This is a genomic window from Paenibacillus sp. 1_12, assembly GCF_900114475.1.
Lineage (GTDB): Bacteria > Bacillota > Bacilli > Paenibacillales > NBRC-103111 > Paenibacillus_S.
The window spans coordinates 251507-272706 of record NZ_FOTE01000003.1 but is presented as its reverse complement, the minus strand read 5'-3'; the positions used below and the strand labels follow the sequence as shown (position 1 = coordinate 272706).

General features: G+C 40.3%; 18 protein-coding genes and 1 riboswitch. Of the genes, 2 read left to right on the top strand and 16 right to left on the bottom strand.

Going from position 1 to position 21200, the window contains the following annotated elements; all coding sequences use genetic code 11:
* Nucleotides 1–75 precede the first annotated feature (75 nt).
* Nucleotides 76–1146, bottom strand: a complete 1071-nt coding sequence (locus tag BM210_RS08840; RefSeq protein ID WP_091167172.1) for a sirohydrochlorin chelatase — start codon at nucleotides 1144–1146, stop codon at nucleotides 76–78.
* 20 nt (nucleotides 1147–1166) lie between these two features.
* Nucleotides 1167–3155 (bottom strand): precorrin-3B C(17)-methyltransferase, encoded by a 1989-nt coding sequence (gene cobJ / locus BM210_RS08835; protein ID WP_091167664.1) that lies wholly within the window; start codon nucleotides 3153–3155, stop codon nucleotides 1167–1169.
* A gap of 173 nt (nucleotides 3156–3328) precedes the next feature.
* Nucleotides 3329–3546, bottom strand: a riboswitch (cobalamin riboswitch).
* Nucleotides 3547–3768: 222 nt separating this feature from the next.
* Here cobJ and BM210_RS08830 point away from each other — a divergent pair.
* Nucleotides 3769–3948, top strand: a complete 180-nt coding sequence (locus tag BM210_RS08830; RefSeq protein ID WP_091167170.1) for an anti-repressor SinI family protein — start codon at nucleotides 3769–3771, stop codon at nucleotides 3946–3948.
* A gap of 69 nt (nucleotides 3949–4017) precedes the next feature.
* On the opposite strand, the gene BM210_RS08825 is transcribed toward BM210_RS08830, so the two are convergent.
* From BM210_RS08825 to BM210_RS08795, 7 genes are all read right to left on the bottom strand, one after another.
* On the bottom strand, nucleotides 4018–4356 hold the full coding sequence (locus BM210_RS08825; protein WP_091167168.1) for a helix-turn-helix domain-containing protein: 339 nt from the start codon (nucleotides 4354–4356) through the stop codon (nucleotides 4018–4020).
* A 170-nt stretch (nucleotides 4357–4526) separates the two neighbouring features.
* On the bottom strand, nucleotides 4527–4865 hold the full coding sequence (locus BM210_RS08820) for a helix-turn-helix domain-containing protein (RefSeq protein ID WP_091167166.1): 339 nt from the start codon (nucleotides 4863–4865) through the stop codon (nucleotides 4527–4529).
* Nucleotides 4866–5227: 362 nt separating this feature from the next.
* Nucleotides 5228–6187 carry a glucosamine inositolphosphorylceramide transferase family protein gene (locus BM210_RS08815; protein ID WP_143101018.1) on the bottom strand — a complete coding sequence of 320 codons (960 nt, stop codon included), beginning with the start codon at nucleotides 6185–6187 and terminating at the stop codon, nucleotides 5228–5230.
* A gap of 19 nt (nucleotides 6188–6206) precedes the next feature.
* Entirely contained in the window at nucleotides 6207–7286 is a 1080-nt protein-coding gene (locus BM210_RS08810) for an EpsG family protein (RefSeq protein WP_091167163.1), read from the bottom strand.
* Nucleotides 7287–7311: 25 nt separating this feature from the next.
* The gene (locus tag BM210_RS08805; RefSeq protein ID WP_091167162.1) at nucleotides 7312–8214 is read right to left on the bottom strand and encodes a glycosyltransferase family 2 protein; all 903 of its coding nucleotides are present in this window, start codon (nucleotides 8212–8214) and stop codon (nucleotides 7312–7314) included.
* A gap of 133 nt (nucleotides 8215–8347) precedes the next feature.
* The gene (gene galU, locus BM210_RS08800; protein WP_091167160.1) at nucleotides 8348–9244 is read right to left on the bottom strand and encodes a UTP--glucose-1-phosphate uridylyltransferase GalU; all 897 of its coding nucleotides are present in this window, start codon (nucleotides 9242–9244) and stop codon (nucleotides 8348–8350) included.
* Nucleotides 9245–9258: 14 nt separating this feature from the next.
* Entirely contained in the window at nucleotides 9259–11091 is a 1833-nt protein-coding gene (locus BM210_RS08795; RefSeq protein ID WP_091167159.1) for a polysaccharide biosynthesis protein, read from the bottom strand.
* 366 nt (nucleotides 11092–11457) lie between these two features.
* On the opposite strand from BM210_RS08795, the gene BM210_RS08790 reads away from it, so the two are divergent.
* A complete protein-coding gene (locus tag BM210_RS08790) occupies nucleotides 11458–13887 on the top strand; it encodes a right-handed parallel beta-helix repeat-containing protein (RefSeq protein ID WP_091167157.1) in 2430 nt (809 codons plus the stop codon).
* Nucleotides 13888–13919: 32 nt separating this feature from the next.
* Here BM210_RS08790 and BM210_RS08785 read toward each other — a convergent pair whose 3' ends face one another.
* From BM210_RS08785 to BM210_RS08755, 7 genes are all read right to left on the bottom strand, one after another.
* Nucleotides 13920–15056, bottom strand: coding sequence for an acyltransferase family protein (locus BM210_RS08785; protein WP_091167156.1), 1137 nt, complete (start codon nucleotides 15054–15056; stop codon nucleotides 13920–13922).
* 208 nt (nucleotides 15057–15264) lie between these two features.
* Nucleotides 15265–16659, bottom strand: a complete 1395-nt coding sequence (locus BM210_RS08780; RefSeq protein ID WP_091167155.1) for a DUF3329 domain-containing protein — start codon at nucleotides 16657–16659, stop codon at nucleotides 15265–15267.
* 35 nt (nucleotides 16660–16694) lie between these two features.
* Nucleotides 16695–17093: a GtrA family protein gene (locus tag BM210_RS36200; protein ID WP_371263453.1), complete on the bottom strand. Its 399-nt coding sequence runs from the start codon at nucleotides 17091–17093 to the stop codon at nucleotides 16695–16697.
* A 7-nt stretch (nucleotides 17094–17100) separates the two neighbouring features.
* Nucleotides 17101–18081, bottom strand: coding sequence for a glycosyltransferase family 2 protein (locus tag BM210_RS08770; protein WP_091167151.1), 981 nt, complete (start codon nucleotides 18079–18081; stop codon nucleotides 17101–17103).
* A gap of 85 nt (nucleotides 18082–18166) precedes the next feature.
* Nucleotides 18167–18715, bottom strand: a complete 549-nt coding sequence (locus tag BM210_RS08765; RefSeq protein ID WP_091167149.1) for an acyltransferase — start codon at nucleotides 18713–18715, stop codon at nucleotides 18167–18169.
* A 19-nt stretch (nucleotides 18716–18734) separates the two neighbouring features.
* Nucleotides 18735–19919: a glycosyltransferase gene (locus tag BM210_RS08760; RefSeq protein ID WP_091167148.1), complete on the bottom strand. Its 1185-nt coding sequence runs from the start codon at nucleotides 19917–19919 to the stop codon at nucleotides 18735–18737.
* A gap of 84 nt (nucleotides 19920–20003) precedes the next feature.
* The gene (locus BM210_RS08755) at nucleotides 20004–21170 is read right to left on the bottom strand and encodes a polysaccharide pyruvyl transferase family protein (protein WP_091167146.1); all 1167 of its coding nucleotides are present in this window, start codon (nucleotides 21168–21170) and stop codon (nucleotides 20004–20006) included.
* Nucleotides 21171–21200 lie beyond the last annotated feature (30 nt).

The following is a 21200-nucleotide window of genomic DNA, read 5'->3' as shown; positions in this document are numbered from 1 at the left end:
GATCATGATCAAAGTCACTGTTTGTGGATACGTGGTTGTTTATAATCATGGTCGTGACTATTATCGTGCTCGAAATTACTTTCTTTGGATATGTGGTTCTTTATGATCCTCGTCTGTATGTTTGTGATCAGCATGGTCATGTCCATGATCGTGGCCGTGGTTATCATGGTCATGATGATCATGCCCGTGATCATGGTCGTGTCCATCTGTATGTTTATGATCGTGATGATCGTGTCCATGATCGTGGTGATTGTGATCGTGATGGTCGTGTCCATGATCGTGATGATGGTGATCGTGGTCGTCATGATCATGGTGATGATGATCGATATGCTCCATGGCAGCGATCCGGTACTGACACATATCACAGTTCATTTTGGCTTCACCCTGCAAAGCCTCCGTTGCACGTTCAATCAAAATCTGTCTGAGTTTGGGATGAAAGCCAAAGTAATCGGCAAGTGAAAATTGGTGCTCGGGGTAGCGCTCTTCAAAGGCTTCCAGCATACCCTCCATACGTTTGATCAATACACCCGTGAATAAAAAGTAAGGAAGTATAATGACCTTGCGGGCACCCAGCTTCAAACATCGTTCCATCCCCTCTTCCAGAAGAGGAGCCGTTACACCGATGAATGCTGTTTCTACCCATTTCACCTTCAGCTTTTCCCAAAATAAACGGGATATTTTGAACAGATCGCTGTTCGCGTCTGCATCACTGCTGCCTCTTCCCACGACCAATATCGCCGTTTCTTCCAGCTCTTGTCCTTGCTCCTGCAGGGTGGCTTCCGTTATTCCTGCTGCTCCCAGACGTGAGGTCAAAATTTCCAATACCTGCTCATGGACACCTATCGGCCTGCCGTAATTAAAACGGATTTGGGGGTAACGCAGCTTGGCTTCGTCGATAGCTGCAGGAATGTGAATTTTTGCATGTCCTGCTGAAAATAAAGTAATCGGCACGACAGCAATTTGCGTCGCTCCCTTGGCTACGCACTGGTCAATTCCCTGCCGAATGTTCGGCTTCTCGAATTCCAAAAAACACGTTTCTACGAGCGGCCCTTGAAGCTCCTTTGCAATAGCTTCAACAAATTGTCTAATTTCCTCATTACCTTCAGCATCTTTACTTCCATGCCCTACAAATAATACAGCGTTCATGGGTTACCTCCTCATAGTCCCTAATCTCCGCAAATTGCATTTTCGATTGTAAACACAGGCAGATCCTGATGACGGTAGCCTTCAAGCTCCTTAACCCGTTTGAAAAACTTATGGAACCTTTCATTCGGGTGACCCTCGGTTACGTACCTTTGCATAATTCGTTCAATCGTAGCGACCAAGTCCTCAGGCTTGATCCCTTCAGCAACCGGCTGAGCCGGGTGAACATTACGGCCCACAGTTTTGCCGCCCAGGAACAAGTCGAACTTTCCCCTGCGGTATACGATCCCGATGTCCTCGTTGACCGCGCCATAGCAGGCCATGCCACAGCCATTAAATCCGATACGCATTTCTTTGGGAACGCCCAGCCCACCGAGCTTCGCTTGCAGCTCCTCAGCGTAAGCAATGGACTCGCCCTTCTCGCCATTACAAAAATCGCAAGCCTTCACCTGTGCGACATCACCAATAGGTGCCAGCAAAAATCCTTCCATGCTAAGCCTTTGCGTAATCTCCGCCGGATTGTCTGTAGGTACACGCACGATCAGCTGATGATGGGGTGTATATTCCATCGATCCTTTATCTCCGACAACGGCAGCCAAGGTCAGCATCTGCTTGGCGGTGAACTGTTTGTTAGCCACGCCTGGGCTGACAGCCAGCTCAAAGATCGACTGCTGCCTGAACAACCCTGCGGTAACGGCAGTCGAAGAAGCAGCTGGAGCCGAAGCAGTGACGGAAGCTCCCGATACAGATACAGCTGGAGCGGTAGTATTTATGCTTACCGACGCTACTCCATTTCTGCGTTCCACAAGCTGCAAGGCCTCCATTGCCAGCAACAGCGGATCTGCGCTAACGTGTCGTTCTGCTACAGCTACTGCGCTTGGCTCTGCAGCAGTAGATATACCTAAATATTCGACTGCCTTCGCTTTTCCAAGTGCGCCTTCATATGGCTTGCCTGCTTCTGCTTTTGCGGCTATTCCTTCATTGTAGTTCAGAGATGGTTTGCCTGCCGCTCCTGAGCTAGGCGACACTGCACTCACAGCTGACAACGAGCCGCCGTTCTTCGCGAGGACTTCATCCTCCTCGTCATCCCATTCTTCATCATCTATATCCTCAATCAGAGAATCGCCTTCATCATTCGATTCCCATTCCTCATCGTCGTGCTCGTCATTTGGGTCCTCAGGCAGCTGCTCTAACGCCCAAGGCTCCGCTTCCTGCCGCAGCCGTTGGTGCGGCCTTAGCGGCTGCACATCGGCACCCAGTGTATATTTGCGCTGATAACCGCGCGGCGTAATCATCAGTCCGTCATACACCATAGTCGACGAATTGCCGATAATGACCGTTGTCAGCATACCGATATCGTGATCCAGCATATCTCGCAGGTTCGTCAGGACGATATGCTCACGATCCCTATATGCGCTTTTTACGATACCGACAGGCGTTTCCGGTGAACGATACTTCAGCAAAATCCGTTGTGTCTCCACGATTTGCCGAGTCCTTCTGCCGCTTCGCGGATTGTACAAGGCAATGACGAAATCAGCCTGCCCAGCCGCTTCTACACGACGTTCAATCAGCTCCCAAGGGGTCAGATGATCGCTCAAACTGATCGTGCAGGAATCATGCATAATGGGCGCCCCCAGCAGTGAAGCCGATGAGTTAATCGCCGATATTCCGGGAATGATCTCAACCTCCACACCATCCTCAGGATGCCAGCCTTTTTCTATCAGCACTTCGTACACAAGCCCAGCCATCCCGTATACACCAGCGTCACCACTGGAAATGACAGCAACCTTTTTGCCTGCTTCTGCCTGCCGCACTGCCTCTTGAGCACGACTTACTTCCTCGGTCATTCCCGTTCTCACAATCTGTTGATCGCTCAACAAACCGCTAATTAAGTCCACGTACGTGTTATAGCCGATGATGACATCGCTCTCCTGGAGCGCTTCACGAGCCCGTTTAGTTATATGTTCAAAGCTGCCGGGGCCAAAACCGACAATCAGCAATTTCCCTGCCACACGCTGCACGTCCTTTCTATATCCACATCCATAAAATGACAACAAAAAAAGCACTTCCATTGTGTTAGAAATGCTGTTGCATCACCTACAAACAGTGTATCGACAAGAGGTTCCCCGCCCTCTGTAACTGTAAGTAAGCCAGTCTCTAACACTTGCCTAAATCCACGTAGGTTAACAGTGTTTTCAAAACAGGCAGGTTTCCTGACTCAGAACAAAGTGCCCCGATTCCTTCCCAAAGCATTTGGACTGCTTCAGTGGATCCATCATTCAGGGCATTTGCCAATTGAAATTGGCGTTCATTACAGTGGCGGGTCCGTGCCGGATTGTAACCGGCTTCCCTTTTAAGCAAGTAAGATTTCTCAAAGCTCGCACCTATTTTATCACGTATACAATTGTCTTGTTTCATCATATCACCCGTATGGAAGCTTTGTCTATGTCCTTAGTTCGCCCGATCAGGCTAAACTAAATGTTCATGCTCCAAAATTAATGTTAAATATGATACATTTTGTATTAAAATTAATAATTATGATTGATTTCGAAAAAAAAAAATGCAATAATACATTTAATGATACATTATGTATCTAAACGTTCATTTATTCAGGAGGGGTTACCTGTGAGTAGCACGAATCGAATGGAACTTGAGTTGCTTGATGTGGAGTGGGTGGATCTTATTATGAGTGCTCGTAAGATGGGGCTTAACCCATGCGACATTCGCACATTTCTGACAAGCTCCGAGCAGTCTGCACAGCATCTGGATATGAACACAGAATATGATCCATATGTACTCAAATGAAATGTGAGACGAGGGATTATGTTAACACAGAGGATGCATAACGAAGTACCGTTACAAAAACTCATGAAGCTAGTCGTCGTTAGAACGGTTCATGATCCACTTGTTGTATTCCAGATACTCTCGAAACCGCTTCTTATCAACCCCTGATGACATGGCGTCTTTAATAATTTCATACCACTCCTGATCAAATTCATTGTCATTAGCAGCCGGTTCCTCAGAATCAATAAGCCTGTTTATAGTCACGTTTAATACAGCCGCAATTTTTTCAAGAAACTCAATTGAGGGATTTTTCTGAATGTCACGTTCTAATTTACTTATATACGACTTAGCCACACCAGCGCGTTCAGCTAGCTCCGTCAGAGACATTCCCTTTTCTTTTCTAAGCTGTTGGACACGTTTACCTATCATTCGGAATCTTCCCTTTTCACTTAATGAATTGAGATAACTATAGTGACTACAGCATATCAAAATTCTCTTTAAAGAACAAACATTACATTTTTTACGTGTCCATAGCGTTTTGCGAAAAAGCCCCCTGAAGGGGCTTTTTGTCGTCCAATAGTACTCACTTATATAAGGTTCTACTTCATTTTTTCATTGTACCATTTCATAAACTCAACAATGATTTTGTATTCATGAATCTGCTCTTTACCTATACCAGATTTTCTCAAATCATAAATTAAATCCATCCACTCTTTTTCAATCTGCTTTTTATCTGCTTCACCTGCAATGATTAGCAACCTTTTGAGATCGACCTTTAAAACCGTAGCTATTTTTTCCATAACATGTATAGATGGATTTTGCTGAAGATTCCTTTCAATACTGCTTAAGTAGGATTTGGATACACCGGCCCGTTCGGATAGCTCAGACAACGTGTAACCTCTCTGTTTTCGAATAGCAGAAATATTATTACCGATCATGGACATCACTCCAAAGTGACACTTTTAGCAAAATTCAAGAATTCATAACCACCATTACAATCAATCGTCCTTGAGATCATAGGGTCCCTTTGTATCACCTCCTCCCATATTCACAATGTAGCTTTAGACTGAATACATCCGTATAATAGTCCATAAAGATATACCAAGGGGGCATGTTATGTACTCGCTTTTGAAGGTATTACTGAGAAAGGCGAAGAAGACTTACCATCAGGTTTTGTATGCCTATAATTTTATTCTTTACAGGGATTGCCTGGACTTGAAAATGAAAGAGCATTTTTATACCAAGCTCAAGTATCATGAACAAAAAATCAATTAGTCGTTTTGATCGCCACCCCGCTCTATCAGCTAAAAACCTTCTCAAAGATACGGTTAAACTTCCATACGAAGTAATTCGACTTTTTAAATGTGTGACCATCTACCGCGACCAACCATTGATTATCGTCAATTCTGAGTTGGTCGATATGATGCATCCCGTCTCGTCTCCAGTCACTGTCTTTTTGAGTACCGCTCATAATCTGGGAGATTTCCTCTTCCTCGTATTCTGTTTCCGATAACGCTTTCACTTTAAATTCTTTTACAGAAATTCCATAGTACGGATAACAGTTCTGTGTATATCTATACAGGTGATCCCCCGATACGATAAGACGGCCTCCCGGCCTCGTAATACTAATATCATTCGTAATAATCGGACTGCTGGGATGTTCGCTCCATGGTCCTTCTAATGTGTCCGCTGCAAATAAATGCAGATTTCTTTCCTCCGTTCCCGCAAACATCCACCATTTTCCGGCATACTCTATTACAGAAGGATCTAAATAATGGCCATCCAGCAGTTCGCTTGTTTTTTCCCAAAGGATAGGGAATTGTTTGGCTTTATACAGTAAAACACGATTAGCTTCAATCGTTTCAGGGATCATATATATGTCATCTTTAACTTTAAAAACCTGTGGATAAGAGATATGAAAAGGTTCACGAATGACGATTTGCTGGTAATCCCACTTCACTCCGTCCAAGCTCACCGCTGCTGCTATTTCTCCCCGTCCCGATACTTTGTTCATTACTTCAAAAAACATGTAAAATTGCGAATCATGCCGTATGATAAAAGGGTCCGCAACAAATTCAGCTTGCACATCATTGACATCCGAGGCTTGTAAAGTGGGAATGTCCAAATTCATTTCTTGCAGTGATTTAGCAGAAACGACATCATTGGTCATGAATACCGCGATTGACCATATTGGAATATTCATCCCATTGCGAATAAGATACAACCAGTTAACAAGTTTTTGTATGTGCTTCTTCGCCATATTCGCAGCCTCATTTTTCTCAAAAATTGAAATAATCACTTCTATAAACAATATTCAACGTAATAACCTGCTCATAAAAAAAATAAATAAAATAACATATGATAATCGCGTAGTAAATTATAATCTGATGTCTCTTGACGAATAGCTTTACAATCCATGAAATCAGTATTAAATTATACAATCCAAAATAAATCGTAAACCTCGCGAAAATCCAGTTTTGTGTTGCGATGACCATGAAGACCAAGCTCAATATGGACATGTTGACCACATAGTCGCTCTTGGGAAAGATCTCCCTAAGTTTATCTCTTCCCATGTAAGCGAATAAAATCGGTACCCCTTCAACAGCAACCCTAATTAAATTAGCACCCCCTTCTTTAAAATCCTTGTAGTTGCCATATTGGGTATCCTCTAGAGCTGAAAACATCATGTCTGAAATTTGGTTGTATCCTATAACTAGCAGTATCGCGAAAGATAGAAGTACAAAGGTAGCAGACGTCCAAGCTCTCCTTCTAACAATAAAATAAATCGGAATGAGGATGAGAGCACTTTGGTGGATGGTTGAGGCGAGCAGCACGACTAAGAAATACTTTTTCCAATTTCCATCGAATATATATTTGGTAGCTGCAAACAGAATCGCCCCGGCCAGAAATTGTCTAATCCCGTTCATGGAAACGATATAAAAGCCTGACGTTATGTAAACATATAAACTTAACTCAAATAATCTTGAATATTTATAAAGCACACCTACAATAAGTACATTTGTAATTAATGCGGTTGTAAACACCAGCAGCTGAGGATCATTGGAAAATTGCTTGAGTACCATCTGGAAGAGACCGAAGCCAATATCTTTACTCGACATAACAAATTGCCATGAATAGGGATCAACAACATAAGAATGCATATAAAAAAATGTATCCCCAATATTTTTACGAAGACCTGCTATCATTACAAAAGTTATCATTACAATAAACGTCATAAATTTATTAGGTTGTATACTAACAAAGCCATTGCCCGATCCGATCATCGCAGGCCTTGCCAAATACCTTGAAAAAAAAGAAAAGATATAAACCATAACAAGATTAATCCATATCATTGTCATGTTGGTATTCCTTCCACAAAAAAACTTATTGAGTTTTCAAAAAAGTCACCTTGCTTGTATTCTGAATATAAAGATAAAACAGGATTCCAAGAGGTGTGGCGATAAACGTAGTCCATTTACAAGGCGATTCAAATAGAAATTTGTAGTTATTAATCATCAAATTACTTGATACATAGTGCATGGATTCACGTAATTTATCCTTAAATGTAGGGGCATATTTCATAGCAACCTTCCTAAAGAATAAAAAACCTTGGGGGTTGCTCTTATACTGCTTAATGATATTCAAGCTGGAGCCATCTGCTAAATACTCAACGTGGCAAAGAATTTCATTCATAATCAGCAGTGGGCACTCCTGGTCAATAAGAACATACTTATAGCTCAGAGGGCAGTACTTTTCCCCGGGAAATAAGGGATATGGTGGAATTTTACGTGTCAGCTCTGAACGATAAACAAGCTTTTTATCTCCTTTAACTTTATGTTTGGCAAATAACGGAGTAAGGGTGGACGATTTCAAATAATCCGGCAGCTTAGTCCCGATAATGTCTCCATTTGGAGTGGCATCCAATCCCACGATTCCGGCATATTGGTCGCTTCCATGGATTTTCCAGAAGGAAAGAATCCGCTTAATAGCTTCATCTGCCATATAATCATCCGAGTCAATACACATATTCAGCTCCGAATCGATTAATTCATAGGCAGCATTATGTGCACCATGCATACCTTGATTTTCCTGGTAATGATAGCGTATTGGAAAGGAGCCTTCAGAAATCCATTCTTCTACTAATTCCTTTGTTTGATCAGTAGATCCGTCATCAATGATTAACCAGCTAAAATCTTTACAACTTTGTCTTTTTAGGCTTTCGTAACATAAATGAAGTGTGTATGCACGATTATATGTTGGCGTAAAAACAGTCAAAGTCGGCACCATCCCGGATCCTCCAATCCTTTCCATTTCCGTTCTTATTTAACGGGAATCTGAATTTTGCACATAAATAAAACGTTTTCCAAACAACAGGACAATAAGCCGTTTCAAATTGCTGGAAGGACGTTTTATACGAATATTATTTAGTATTGAACTTATCTATGATTAGTTCCTTTTCCAATAGTTTGGTTAAATAGTTTAATAAACCGTATCTTAAATCGTCCCGCTGCAAGGCATACTCGATGGTGGTTTGGATAAAACCCATTTTGTCGCCCACATCATACCGTGTACCCGTAAATTCGTAAGCATACACCAATTCAAAACGATTCAATTCCGCTAAAGCGTCAGTAAGCTGAATTTCTCCGCCAGCTCCAGGTTCTTGATAACTTAAGATTTCAAATATCCGAGGAGTAAGAATATAACGTCCCAAAATTGCCAGATTGGATGGCGCTTCCTCCCGCTTTGGCTTCTCCACCAGATGATTCACATTAAATAATCGATCCTCTATTTTGAATCCATCAACAATGCCATACCTGGATACTTCCTCATCCGATACATGCTGCACACCGATAATGGATGCCGCATGACGTTCGAATTGCTCGATCATCTGCTTAAGGCAAGGTTTTTGCGCCCGCACAATATCATCACCTAACAACACTGCGAAGGGCTCATCCCCAATGAATTTGCGTGCGCACCAGATGGCATGTCCCAGACCCTTGGGTTCCTTTTGACGAATATAATGGATATCTACCAAATTGGAGGACTTTTGAACTTCATTTAATAAATCGAATTTTTGTCTTTCCATTAAATTGTGCTCCAGCTCGAAGGAGCTGTCGAAATGGTCCTCAATCGCTCGTTTTCCTTTTCCTGTAACAATGATAATATCTTCAATACCCGACTCTATGGCTTCTTCTACGATGTATTGAATGGTCGGCTTATCTACAATAGGCAGCATTTCTTTGGGCATGGCTTTGGTTGCCGGCAGAAATCGGGTCCCCATTCCTGCTGCTGGTATAATCGCTTTTCTTACTTTCATGTTGCATGCTCCTTTTAACCGATTGAAATTAATTTCTTAGGAATTGGAATCACCTTGCTGCTGTTAGCTAAATTCAACAGCTGCTCCCTCAAGATAGCTTTATCCAGCGATGCGTAATTCGAGATCATTTTGATGATTTCCTCTGTATAAAGATCCGCCGTTTTACCGACATAAATCTTTGGATAAACTTGCTTTTCATCGACCTCATTGGCTTTAAGCAATTCTTCAAAAAGCTTTTCGCCGGGCCTCATTCCAGTAAATTCAATGCCAATCTCTTCGATTGAATTTCCTGAGAGCTTGATTAAATTTTTGGCCAAATCGACAATTTTCACGGGATCTCCCATGTCCAGGACGAAGATTTCTCCTCCTTTAGCCAACGCTCCGGCTTGTATGACTAACCTTGAGGCTTCAGGAATAGTCATAAAGTAACGGACCATGTCGGGATGGGTAACGGACACCGGTCCACCTTTTTCAATTTGCTGTTTAAAGCGTGGAATAACACTGCCTCGGCTGCCCAATACATTGCCGAAGCGAACTGCAACGAACTTCGTGCCACTCGTTTTATCCATGCTCTGGATGAACATTTCAGCCAGTCTTTTGGTAGCGCCCATAACGCTCGTGGGATTGACAGCTTTATCGGTCGAAATCATCACAAATATATTCACACCATATTTGCTTGCCGCTTTAGCGACGTTCATCGTACCGATCAGATTGTTCTTAATTGCTTCTTCCGGGTTTTTCTCCATCAATGGCACATGCTTATGTGCGGCGGCATGGTAGACGACATCAGGCCGATATTTGTTCATAATCGCCATCATTTTGGTTATATCCTGAACATCTGCAATTTCTGTAATAATTTCAATGGGTGAGCTTCCGTAACTATCTTTCAATTCCATTTCAATGCAATAAATACTGTTCTCGCCATGTCCCAGCAAAATGATTTTGTGCGGATCGAACTTCATGACCTGGCGGCAAATTTCGGAACCGATCGAACCGCCAGCGCCGGTTACTAATACAACTTTATGCTTGATATATCCGGAAATGCTATCAATATCCAGTTCGATCTGTTCCCGACCCAGCAAATCCTCTACCTGCACGTCGCGGAATTGATTAACTGAAAGCTTGCCGGTAACGAGATCTTCCAGCATGGGCAGGATAAGTGTCTTTACATTTGTTTTTGCACATTCCTCAAATATGGTATTTAATTCTTTTTTCCCGAGTGAGGGAATGGCGATCACAATGTTATCAATGTTTAAATCATGGACTGCCTTCTCGATCCGATCCACACCGCCAATGACGGGAAGACCCATAATATCCAGGTTTTGAATGTTTATATTATCGTCAATAAAGGCCACTGGCAGCAGCTCTGCGTCGTTGTTTTTACTCAGCTGCCTGACCACCATCATTCCTGCCGATCCAGCTCCTACGATCAGAGTCCGTTTTTTATTCTCATCCTTTTTTATGTAGGTATCTCGCACAATTCTCCAGCATAAACGCGAGCCGCCGATCAGCAGAATATGCAGCATCCATGTCACAACGAGCAGCCGAAAGGAGATGCTTTGAAAAATAACCAGTTGAATAATCGCAGCAGTGAAAATAGAAAACGTGATGGCTTTTAAAATAAACAGTAATTCCCCCACACTCGCATATTCCCAGGCTTTTTTATAAAGCTTATAAATCATCGAAAACAGGTGATGACAGAGCAGCAAGGTGATTGAGCTGACTACTACAGGCAAAGTAATGACATGGATATCGGCGCTTACCAAAAAGCGGCCAAAAAAAATGGAAGTCAACACGATAAAGGAGTCGGACATGATTAGTAATGATAACCTTTGACTATATGACAACAATTTCACCCTCTCAATATAGTTCTTCCTCATCCTCGAATTCTCTATAGAGAACTGTACTGCAAAAAAATATTTATTTAAGAAACACGCAGCGCCTCTTTGCTGTCATGATGTTTAGTTCATCCTATATAATAAAGAAAAGATAGTATTAGTTACATTTCGTATCACAATTGTAGTTCTTTATAAAGAACATGTCAATACTGTATTTTGTTAACTTCTTTTTTTCCTTCACCTTCCAAAGATCGTCGTAATGCCCCTTTTCTCAAGACAATCACCCCTTCTTACTCTTACACGGGCTATTGTTGAAACAACCTCTTTGCTCAACGCATAGTATACTTTACAACCATTAAAGGGGTGAGACAGACAATGATAAAGGCTAATCTTGGGGACCTTGATGATATCGATCTGATAAGCAAGCTTCCATCAAATAATGATATATTAACTTTTGACAGCACAAAATCAAAATGGATACCTAAAACACCCGATGCTCCACCAGTAGTTCCACCCGTACCGAATGGAACATCTACAGCAATGGACTATGTAATAGAATTAAAAAGATGGAATATCAAAAATGATGGGACAGACTCCGCTGGCACTACAAAAGGGATAAATGATGCCCTGCTCTGGGCAAATTCCCAAGGATATAACCATATTCTGCTGCCAATGGGTACCTATAAGCTAAAGATTAACAACTCATCATTCTCATGTATTATTATGTATAGCAATATGCACTTTCAAATGGCAGACGGATGTATTTTGCAATTAGAAACGAATTCATCGCCTTGGTATAGAGTATTTGATGTAACAGGCGTTACCAATGCAAAGATTAGCGGTGGACAAATAATCGGCGACAAGAAGACTCATATTTACCAGCTAGGTGTAAAGTTTGTTAGAGGCGGCGTGGATGCTGACGGTTCCTTAAACAATAATCCTAATTTTATTCGCAGTGAGATCGTAGACAGGTATGATAATCCAGGCTTGTTAAAAGCTTTTAGACTATGGAGTATCAGTGGTATAACAACAACGGGGTATAGTTTTTATCAATATAAGGATACGATATCCAAAAGCACACTTGTCGGTTCCAGAACCAATGGACTATTTGCTCCAGCAGCTCCTACGGGCCGCGGTTGGTTTGCTGAAATAGATGGTGCCAATAAAATGATATTTGTTATTGATATTACAGCTTCCCCACAAACAGATGCACAGATTGCTCAAATTAGCGCCAAAGTGGACAGCCAGAATTATACGCATGAATGGGGTCAAGGCATAGAAATTAAAGGCTCCAATAATGTCGAAATTGAACATATCGATATAAGTAATTGCACCGGTGATGCCATTAGTACAGGCTGGCTCATATATAAGCTGAACGCGGCTGATTATCAACAATCAGAAATGGGTTCCCATATTTATATTCATAGTTGTGATCTCCATCATTGCAGAAGACAAGGTATTTCTCTTGGCGGCTCCAATGATATCGGCATTTGTAATAATAAAATACATCATATTGGCAAAGCAGATGATGGTATAACGGAAGATGGAACGGCCCCTATGTTTGGGATCGATATCGAGTCCATTTGGTCCGAAACGAATATACCGACATGGCGACCTGAATTAAATCAAACGGGTTTAGAGCTCAATACAAGAATCTACATTAAAGATAATTATATTTATACGAACAGCAGAGGGCACTTTGTCAACGTTGACGGTATCAATGTAGTCTTAGCAAATAATACATTTGAAGGCACTAATGTTGGAGGTATTAGTTCGTATTCCAATAACTGGTACGTAAAATATTTGAACAATACCTTTATAGGCTGTGAGCTTGTCGTTTCAGGTGATAATTTTGTCAATGGAGCTGTTTGCAATAATGGCAACATCAAAGTAGCTGATCTAACTGGGGCGGTTATTACCAATTGTCAGATTAAAAACGGTCAATTTTACGGCGCGAGCTTATACGGATATTTCGGCATCCCTAAGGTAGATGTTGCAAGCGGAACATTTTCCTATGCTGCACCTCACGGAATGGGGAACGGCGCAAGAATATCTTTTGAACAATGGATCGGCAAGGTCCCTTCAGGTATAAGTGTAGATAAGCTTTATTATACGGTCGGCATTACACCAAACAGCTTTCAGGTATCTGACAGCTTGAATGGAAAGCCTATAGCTATCACTGATGCGGGCGTAAGCGGTTTTAATATTAGTCGATTCAATTATGGCAGATGTTATATATCCAATATCGTCGTCGAAAGAGATTGGAGAACGGATAACGCCTTAGCAAAAAACTTCAACCTGATTATCACTGGGGGAGTTGTTACTAACATTACAGTCAAGAACTACGACATAGATATTAGTACTCCAGAAAACTATGCCGGACGTCCGAATACGATTGATGGCGTTACTTTAATAGAAGGAGCAGCTAACTTTGAAGGTTGTAATTTAAGTAACGGCAAGTTTCTAAGAGCTAAAACTGGGAGAATCGGTGGAGATATCACGTTTGGTACTTACACGAACGGATTATTGAGAACTATCGTTGCGAATAATTGTTTATTTCAAAATGTCGCTGTCAACTTCGAAGGGAATGTCACATCGAGCAACAGCACATTTATGAACTCCACTGTTAGAAAAACAGATAATGCTGCTGCTTCTATAGTAACTAATTGTTACTTTAACAACGTTCAAATTGCCTTGCACTGGTTGACGAAAGACAAGGCAATGACGATAGCCAAATGCGTATTCAATAATGTATCTACGGATACTAACTCGAGTACTAGGATGATCGATAATACCACCTTATGAATACCCATACAACGAAATCCCAAGGCCATCGGTCAGAGGGATTTTTTTGTGAGTGCGTAAGTCGATGCGGGAAGGTGCTTCGTTCTTATTTTTCTAAAATGCACTTCATAGTATTTATATAGAAATAGAGAGAACATGTAAGAAATAATAAAAACCCATACAGTAAAAAAAGGCACAACTATATTAACTTTGTAAGTGACTGCACTTAAAATCAAACTGATAGGGATATGAAATAAGTAGATGCCATAGGATTGTTTACCGATAGAAATGAATATCTTGCTCACTATCTTCTTTTTGTTTATATCCATAAATGAGCTCAGGTACGTAATTAACCCCAATATGATTCCCATACCAATAAAACCTAAACTATATTTTGCCTCTAAATACGTTAAGTTTCTAAAAAAGAAAAAGCTTAAGAGCACAAAAATGATGACTAAACTAAATAAACTCATCTTCGTATACTTTTGCGAAAGCTTATACTTAAATGTTGATTTCACATACCCCAGAAAGACTGAAAACAAAATAATATCGAAATATGTATTCGTTTGAAATGCGATACCCGGCCAATAGGGTTTGGAATAGTTAAGCTGTAAGCCTAACTGGATTAAATAATAACGTAATCCCGTAATGACTATGGCTATACCGATACATGCTATAATGATCGTTCTGAATTTATTCTTGGTAAACAGTGCTAGAATGACAGGGAAAAATAAATAAAATTGTTCTTCTACAGCCAATGACCATAAAATATTAAAATATATACTGCCATGAGGAACGCCTTCCACAAAAGGATGGATGCTGTTCAGAAGATTTCCCAGGAAAAACACGGATAAAAACAGCTCCAGAAACCAATTCGTTACATCGGGATTGGTCAATAAGAACACATTAATTAAGATTATGTACAAAAAGTAATTAGGCCATATCCTTAAAAGCCGTCTCATATAAAAAGCTCTGACATGAAAATAACCATTCTTTTTTATTTCTTCAAAAGCTAAATAAGAAAGCAAAAATCCAGATATGCAAAAAAATAATAAAACGCCATAGGATCCTAAATACCCTACATATTTGGTTGCAAATTCAGAAGAACTAGTATGGAGGAATACGACCGGAATAATCGAAAAAGCCCTAAGAACGTCAAGAGTAGGCATATATGAATGGTTATTTTCCAATGTATAACCCCCTTGAATTCATGACTATATAAGATGAACCAAACATTCGGACAGCAGGGAGACGCTGCGAAAGCAGACCCTTCTTCCAATCGCTGTTGCAGCCAGATTCTTTGGATTCTTAGCCCTATAGGGGTAAGAATCCGTCTGCAAAGGCGAACACTTCGTTTCTCCAGAAGGGTCCGCTTTCTCCGCTTGGGCTGTATGTTTCTTAGAAGGGTTTATCAATTCTAATTGATTTTAAACCCAGATACTGTGCATAAATATTATTAGGCCAAATGGACGGGTCTCCCCCAATATCACTAACAAAAACATGACCGAAATAAGTTTGGTAGGTGTCTTGTGCTTGTATGCTGTAAGGAGCAACTACGACTGCATCATGTCCTGCTATTTTATTTTCATTTACTACAACCAGCCGCAGGTTATTCTCTTCATTTAGTTTTGAATACTTCTCATACACAAGTCCCATCGAAATGAATAGAACGATACTTACTATACTTATGATTATTTTGGAAAAGGTTGTTTTATAGCTGAACCAAGCTTTGATCATATCCATTCGAAATATACTAAAGACCCCGATAATCAGAAAAACAGTAGATCCAAACCCGGCTCTTAGCGGAAAATAAGGTGAAGCAAACATAACTAAATTATTAAATAGGCTTAACGCAACAACTATTAATGAAAACAATATTTCGACTCCATATTTTTCTTTAATATCCTTGTATGTAAGTCGGTTTTTTATAAAATGGTTTAACAAAACGATCGCCATAATCAACATGATGATCCATAGTGGTGCTTGGTATAATACAATGTTAATCGTAGTCATGAGGGGCATTTTAATGTGATACAGCATAAAAGAATAATCTTCAACACTTTGGAGCTTGGCCGCCCTAACCATATTTCCAGGTGCCAAAACTAATAATATGAACCCAATCAGGGTCCCTACAAAACCAGTTAACATCCAAGCGCTAATAGAACGTTTTGTGTAAAAATAAATAAGAAACAAAAAAGTAAGAACTATCACGGATAGCGCCGTGTTCTCATTGGTCCAGCCAGCGATTACCCCAATAAGAAACATGCTAACGCGGCTCAAAAGATGATCCTTCATACCTTGATCGACAAGCATTCTAATTCTAAATGGGAGAAGAAAAATAAGAATGATCACACTTGTCCACAAATAGTTTACAGAACCTATCAACCAGATGGTCGTCTCACCAAAGGAGGGCAAACACATCCAACAAATAAAGGATAACAATAATAAAATAAACGCATTGGATTGTAAACTTACTCTTTTCCCTTGGGAATGCCAATATAATAAACAAATGAAGAGGACATACATCAGTGCGTTGCAGAACGAAATGATTGCCTTATTGGACATTAAAAGAATTTGTCCGATGGTATGTGATACCGTTCTTCCCCCCCACTCAAAATAATGCATCCACTGTGACCTATAAATATCGATAAAGTCTTCAACCCGTTTGGACTTATCCCACATAAAAGAATAATTAAAATCATCCGCAAACATCGGTATGAAATGATTAATCGTAAACATGTACACAAATAACAAGGCTAAGATGAGCACGTTATTATATTTGGTTAGGATCATACATTTCCCTTCCCCTGCAGCATTGCAGGATAACCCTAATTATTATGACTTGCTTTGAAGACTACATGTTTACTTAAGATATAATTAAGGACTACAATAATAAAATTTATCATTATTTTGGATAAGACATCATTTACAGCTAAAATTTCAACAAAGATTATCATGGTACCAGCATCCACAAGGTATGAGCTCGACCGTAAAAGAATGAATAATACCATTTCTTTTAAAAATCCCGTTTTGTTATTCCAATTCTTAAACACATACAGTTTGTTTGTGACAAAGGCAAATAGTACAGAGATTATCCATGCTATGGACGTGGCGGCAATGTAATTGACACTGAATATATTGGCAAGCAATGTATAGCAAATAATATTTATGCCTGTCGTCAGTACACCAAAAAATACATAAAGCCCTATATGTGTGCTTTTATTCATCATAAACCTACTTTGATAGAGTTAAGATTTCTTTTTGAGTATCTTTTTTGTTCAAGACATGTTCCCCTTTGTATTCATCTATAAAATATAAGGGTCTCTTCTTCGTTTCATTAAAGATCCTTCCTAAATATTCCCCAATAATTCCAAGAGAAAATAATTGTATTCCCCCCAAGAACAGCATAACGGTGATAAGTGAAGAATAACCTGGCACCGGATCACCGAAAACTAAAGTTTTTACGATTACCCAACCCATGTAAATAAACGCAAGCAGTGAAATGATAACTCCCGAGAAAGCAGATAACCGTAAAGGAACAGTTGTAAACGAAGTAAATCCCTCAATCGCCAAGTCTATTAACTTGATGTAGTTCCATTTGGACTCTCCTGCAGCTCTGGGATCACGATCAAATAAAAGCTCCTTTTTATGAAAACCAATCCAACTGAACATTCCTTTGGTGTATCTCTGTGTTTCTCTTAACGTCTTCAAAGCTTCTATACACCTTCTATTCAGCAATCGAAAATCACCTGTATTTTCTTGGATAGGTATTCTGGTTAAGCTTTTCAGAATTTTATAAAAAACGCTTGCTGTCCATTTCTTGAACCACGTCTCTCCCAGCCTGCTTCTTCTTTTGGCATATACGTCGTCATATCCCTCTTCCCAATACTGAATCATTTTAGGTATGAGCTCAGGAGGGTCTTGAAGATCAGCATCTATAATGATAGCCGCATCACCTGTAACATGATCTAAACCGGCAATCATTGCAGTTTCTTTCCCAAAATTACGTGAAAGATTTAAATAACTAATTCGTTTATCCAATTCTTGCAGCTTCTTTATGATATCTAGGGTGCTGTCTTTACTACCATCATTGACAAAAAGTATTTCAAACTGATAAAAGGTTAACTGGTCGAGCACGGATGCCAGTCGTATATAAAGCGTATGGAGTACTTCTTGCTCATTAAAAACAGGTATTAAAATGGATACAGTTTTCACGACAATTCCTCCTTCAGCTATTTATATACTTGAAGCATCTTAAGCCGGCTAACTCTCATTATGATCTCCGCATTTCCTGCTATATTTATTCATCATAGCCAAAGTCGTGTTCCAGAGCTTGTTTGATTGCATCAATCTGTTGCTGAGTTTTATAAGGCCAGTATGTATCAAAGGTTGGCTTATCCTTCAGATATTGCTTATGTTTTGCCAAATAATCAGCTGTCATTCCAATGATTCTCGCAGGGTTACCGGCAACTATACAATTGTCTGGTATATTCTTAGTGACAATGGACCCGGCGGCCACGATCACATCATTTCCAATGGTTACGTTGCATAAAATCAAGCTGTTGTATCCAATGAACACTCTGTCACCAATTTTCACTCTGCCTATTTTGGATTTCCCAAAATACAATTTGGTGCTTGCGTCATGAGCTAATATCGTGCTGTTCGTAATTGTTACGTCATCCCCTATTTCCACCAGCCAACAATGTCCGTAGTCTATATGACTATTAAAGAAGTTAAAGTTTCTACCTACGGTTAATCCTCTTTCTTTTAATACATCTAGCTCTGTTTTGGGGTTCAGCTTGTTTCTTATTCGGATTTTCAACGAGGTTAGCAAGCTTTTTATGGTCATTTTTACACAACCTTAGAATTTAATTATTAAATAGTTCATATAATTTATGTATTTCAGACTCTGTGCCTAATTGCTCCTTGGAAAGGTTGAAGACCAAATGCTTTCTCAATGGTTCATTGTCTATTAATGTTTGGATTCCTATGGATAGGGATGCAGCGTTCATGCCTACAATCAATCCATTCTCATTATTTGTGATTTGATCTTTAGCCGTGCTGAAATTAGTGATCACGATAGGCTTATGCAAAATTTTGGCTTCATCGATGGCTATCGATTTCCCTTCGAATCGGGAGGGCTGAACATAGATATCGGCTTCTTTTATATAAGGATATGGATTTTCTTTAATTCCGAGTAAGTTGAATATTCCCTGGAGACTGTTTACTTTTATCAACCTCTCCAGCATAGCTCGTTCTTCACCTTCGCCAATGATATACCACTTGACCTTATACCCGCTTTGGACTAGCTCCTTGCAAGTCTCTACAGCGAGCTCAAACCCTTTTTGGCGATTCAGCCTGCCTACAGACACCAGCTTGATTTCCTCATCCTTCATGTTGACTTCTTCTAAAGACAACTTATGAATTGCCGCAGGAGACACGATATTGTACATAACCCTCACCTTATGCTTATACAAAGGAAATCTATTTTTCAATACATTCCCGCATTCTTCAGATACCGTTACTAAATGATCCAGCTTGTCAAAATATTGCATATCCAGTATATGATCCATCCCCAGCTTGTCGTAATCATTATGTATAAATCCTAATTTCTTATTCGCGGTTACATGATCTACACAGAAATAGATCGGGTTTTTTTCGAGGTATCCCACGGCTATATCATATTGTTTATTGATACTTTTCAACGATTTCGATATATATTTCCAGACCATCTGCTCAGAACGAGCTTTGTTCTTTTCACTTTTAAAAATATATCCTGCACGCAATCTCGATAACACTACGTCCAGTCTTCCTTTTCTTAAACATGCCACCAGAGCTTGTTTGATCGGCATATCAAAATATTTGTATTCCGCTGGTTCTTCCAGCAAATGCACCTGTTCAGGAATTTTGTTAAGGAACAGCCCTTCATGCTTAAGCAAAAATAAATCGACCTCATAGCTCGCATAGTCCATCGTTTCCAATAATGAAATGAGCGCCTTTTCAGCACCCCCGCAGTTCAAATTGTTCATGACAAATAGTACACTTTTTTTCACAAGTTCCCCCTCCCCTCAGAACATTCCACACAGCCCATGCCCAAGCTGCCTCATTCAAGTCCTGGCAACTGTTATCCTATTGGTTTATTGAACTAATTGATCCAAATACTCGACTGCCTTGTAGGACATATTTTTTATATGGGGTATGGATACTCGTAGTCTCTGTTTAATAGATGCTTCTTCTTTTACCATTTCATCGAATTTGGCTTTTAATTGTTGGCTATTCGATATTTCATCAATGCCAAGCACCAGCTTTTCTTCTCCAAAAATATCCTTCGATATTCCCTTCGACTTTACGCTGTATCCTAATACCATAGTCGGCACACAATTGGAGTAGGCCGCAATCGTTGCATGAGTTCTGGCTCCGATAAAAAACCTCATTCTTGAGATGTACCCCTTGTACTGCATGGCATTCAGATAATTAGGCAAGAGAATGACTCTGCCCTTGTTTTTGCTTTTAAATTCCTCATAATAGCTATGAAGAATATGATAATCATTATTGCCGCCTTCCATCACATGCGGAGTGAACGCTATGGTCATTGGGGTAGTTTTAATGATATGTGCAATAAGATCTCTGACTGCCGCTCGGGATTGGCTATTTTTACTCAAAACCAATGGACTGAAATTGAGGCCCACCATATTTCCTTCCTGCCATCCCCTCGGCAGTTCCAGCTCTTCCTTGTCCATCGTAAAAGCGGAATCCGCAACTAGTTTAACATTGGACAGACCATGACTTTGCAGCATATGATAGGTTAGCGATTCGCGGGCAAGAATTAAATCAAACAATTTGAGATCCTTTAATTTCCTTTCGGACATATCTTCTTGACCAATCGAGCAGCCCCATAATACGAGCTTTTTCCCTTGTGCCTTTACCCTTCGGTTCACCTCATACCAGCCTGGCTGCTCTCCGTAGCAATAGTTATCTCCTCCTATCGATAAACATACATCCATGTCTGGGATATGCTTAACAATATTGTTATGAATAATGCCAAGCGCATAAGTCTCGTCTTTAAAAAGCTTCACCTTCACCGCAGACAAAAACCAATCATACGAATATTTGTTGATTTCACAGGTGGAACCGTCATAAATCGCGTCCAGCTTAGAAATGATGGTATCCGTCTCCGGTTTCCCTGAAGCCAAATATACCTTTGCCCCATCAATTTTTTCTTTGATGATATGGGTCGAGGAACGGACGATAGCTTCACATCCCCTATTCAAACTCCCATCGTGAGCAAACATCATAATGTTCATTTTGTTAAGCTCCTCCTTAGAGATCATACA

Excerpts from the sequence above, each read along its gene's own strand:
- BM210_RS08810 (WP_091167163.1), bottom strand. The coding sequence starts at position 7,286 with ATGACAATGATATGGATTAATCTTGTTATGGTTTATATCTTTTCTTTT.
- BM210_RS08820 (WP_091167166.1), bottom strand. The coding sequence starts at position 4,865 with ATGATCGGTAATAATATTTCTGCTATTCGAAAACAGAGAGGTTACACG.
- galU (WP_091167160.1), bottom strand. The coding sequence starts at position 9,244 with ATGAAAGTAAGAAAAGCGATTATACCAGCAGCAGGAATGGGGACCCGA.
- BM210_RS08840 (WP_091167172.1), bottom strand. The coding sequence starts at position 1,146 with ATGAACGCTGTATTATTTGTAGGGCATGGAAGTAAAGATGCTGAAGGT.
- BM210_RS08765 (WP_091167149.1), bottom strand. The coding sequence starts at position 18,715 with ATGACCATAAAAAGCTTGCTAACCTCGTTGAAAATCCGAATAAGAAAC.
- BM210_RS08755 (WP_091167146.1), bottom strand. The coding sequence starts at position 21,170 with ATGAACATTATGATGTTTGCTCACGATGGGAGTTTGAATAGGGGATGT.
- BM210_RS08780 (WP_091167155.1), bottom strand. The coding sequence starts at position 16,659 with ATGATCCTAACCAAATATAATAACGTGCTCATCTTAGCCTTGTTATTT.
- BM210_RS36200 (WP_371263453.1), bottom strand. The coding sequence starts at position 17,093 with ATGAATAAAAGCACACATATAGGGCTTTATGTATTTTTTGGTGTACTG.
- BM210_RS08815 (WP_143101018.1), bottom strand. The coding sequence starts at position 6,187 with ATGGCGAAGAAGCACATACAAAAACTTGTTAACTGGTTGTATCTTATT.
- BM210_RS08790 (WP_091167157.1), top strand. The coding sequence starts at position 11,458 with ATGATAAAGGCTAATCTTGGGGACCTTGATGATATCGATCTGATAAGC.
- BM210_RS08825 (WP_091167168.1), bottom strand. The coding sequence starts at position 4,356 with ATGATAGGTAAACGTGTCCAACAGCTTAGAAAAGAAAAGGGAATGTCT.
- BM210_RS08805 (WP_091167162.1), bottom strand. The coding sequence starts at position 8,214 with ATGGTGCCGACTTTGACTGTTTTTACGCCAACATATAATCGTGCATAC.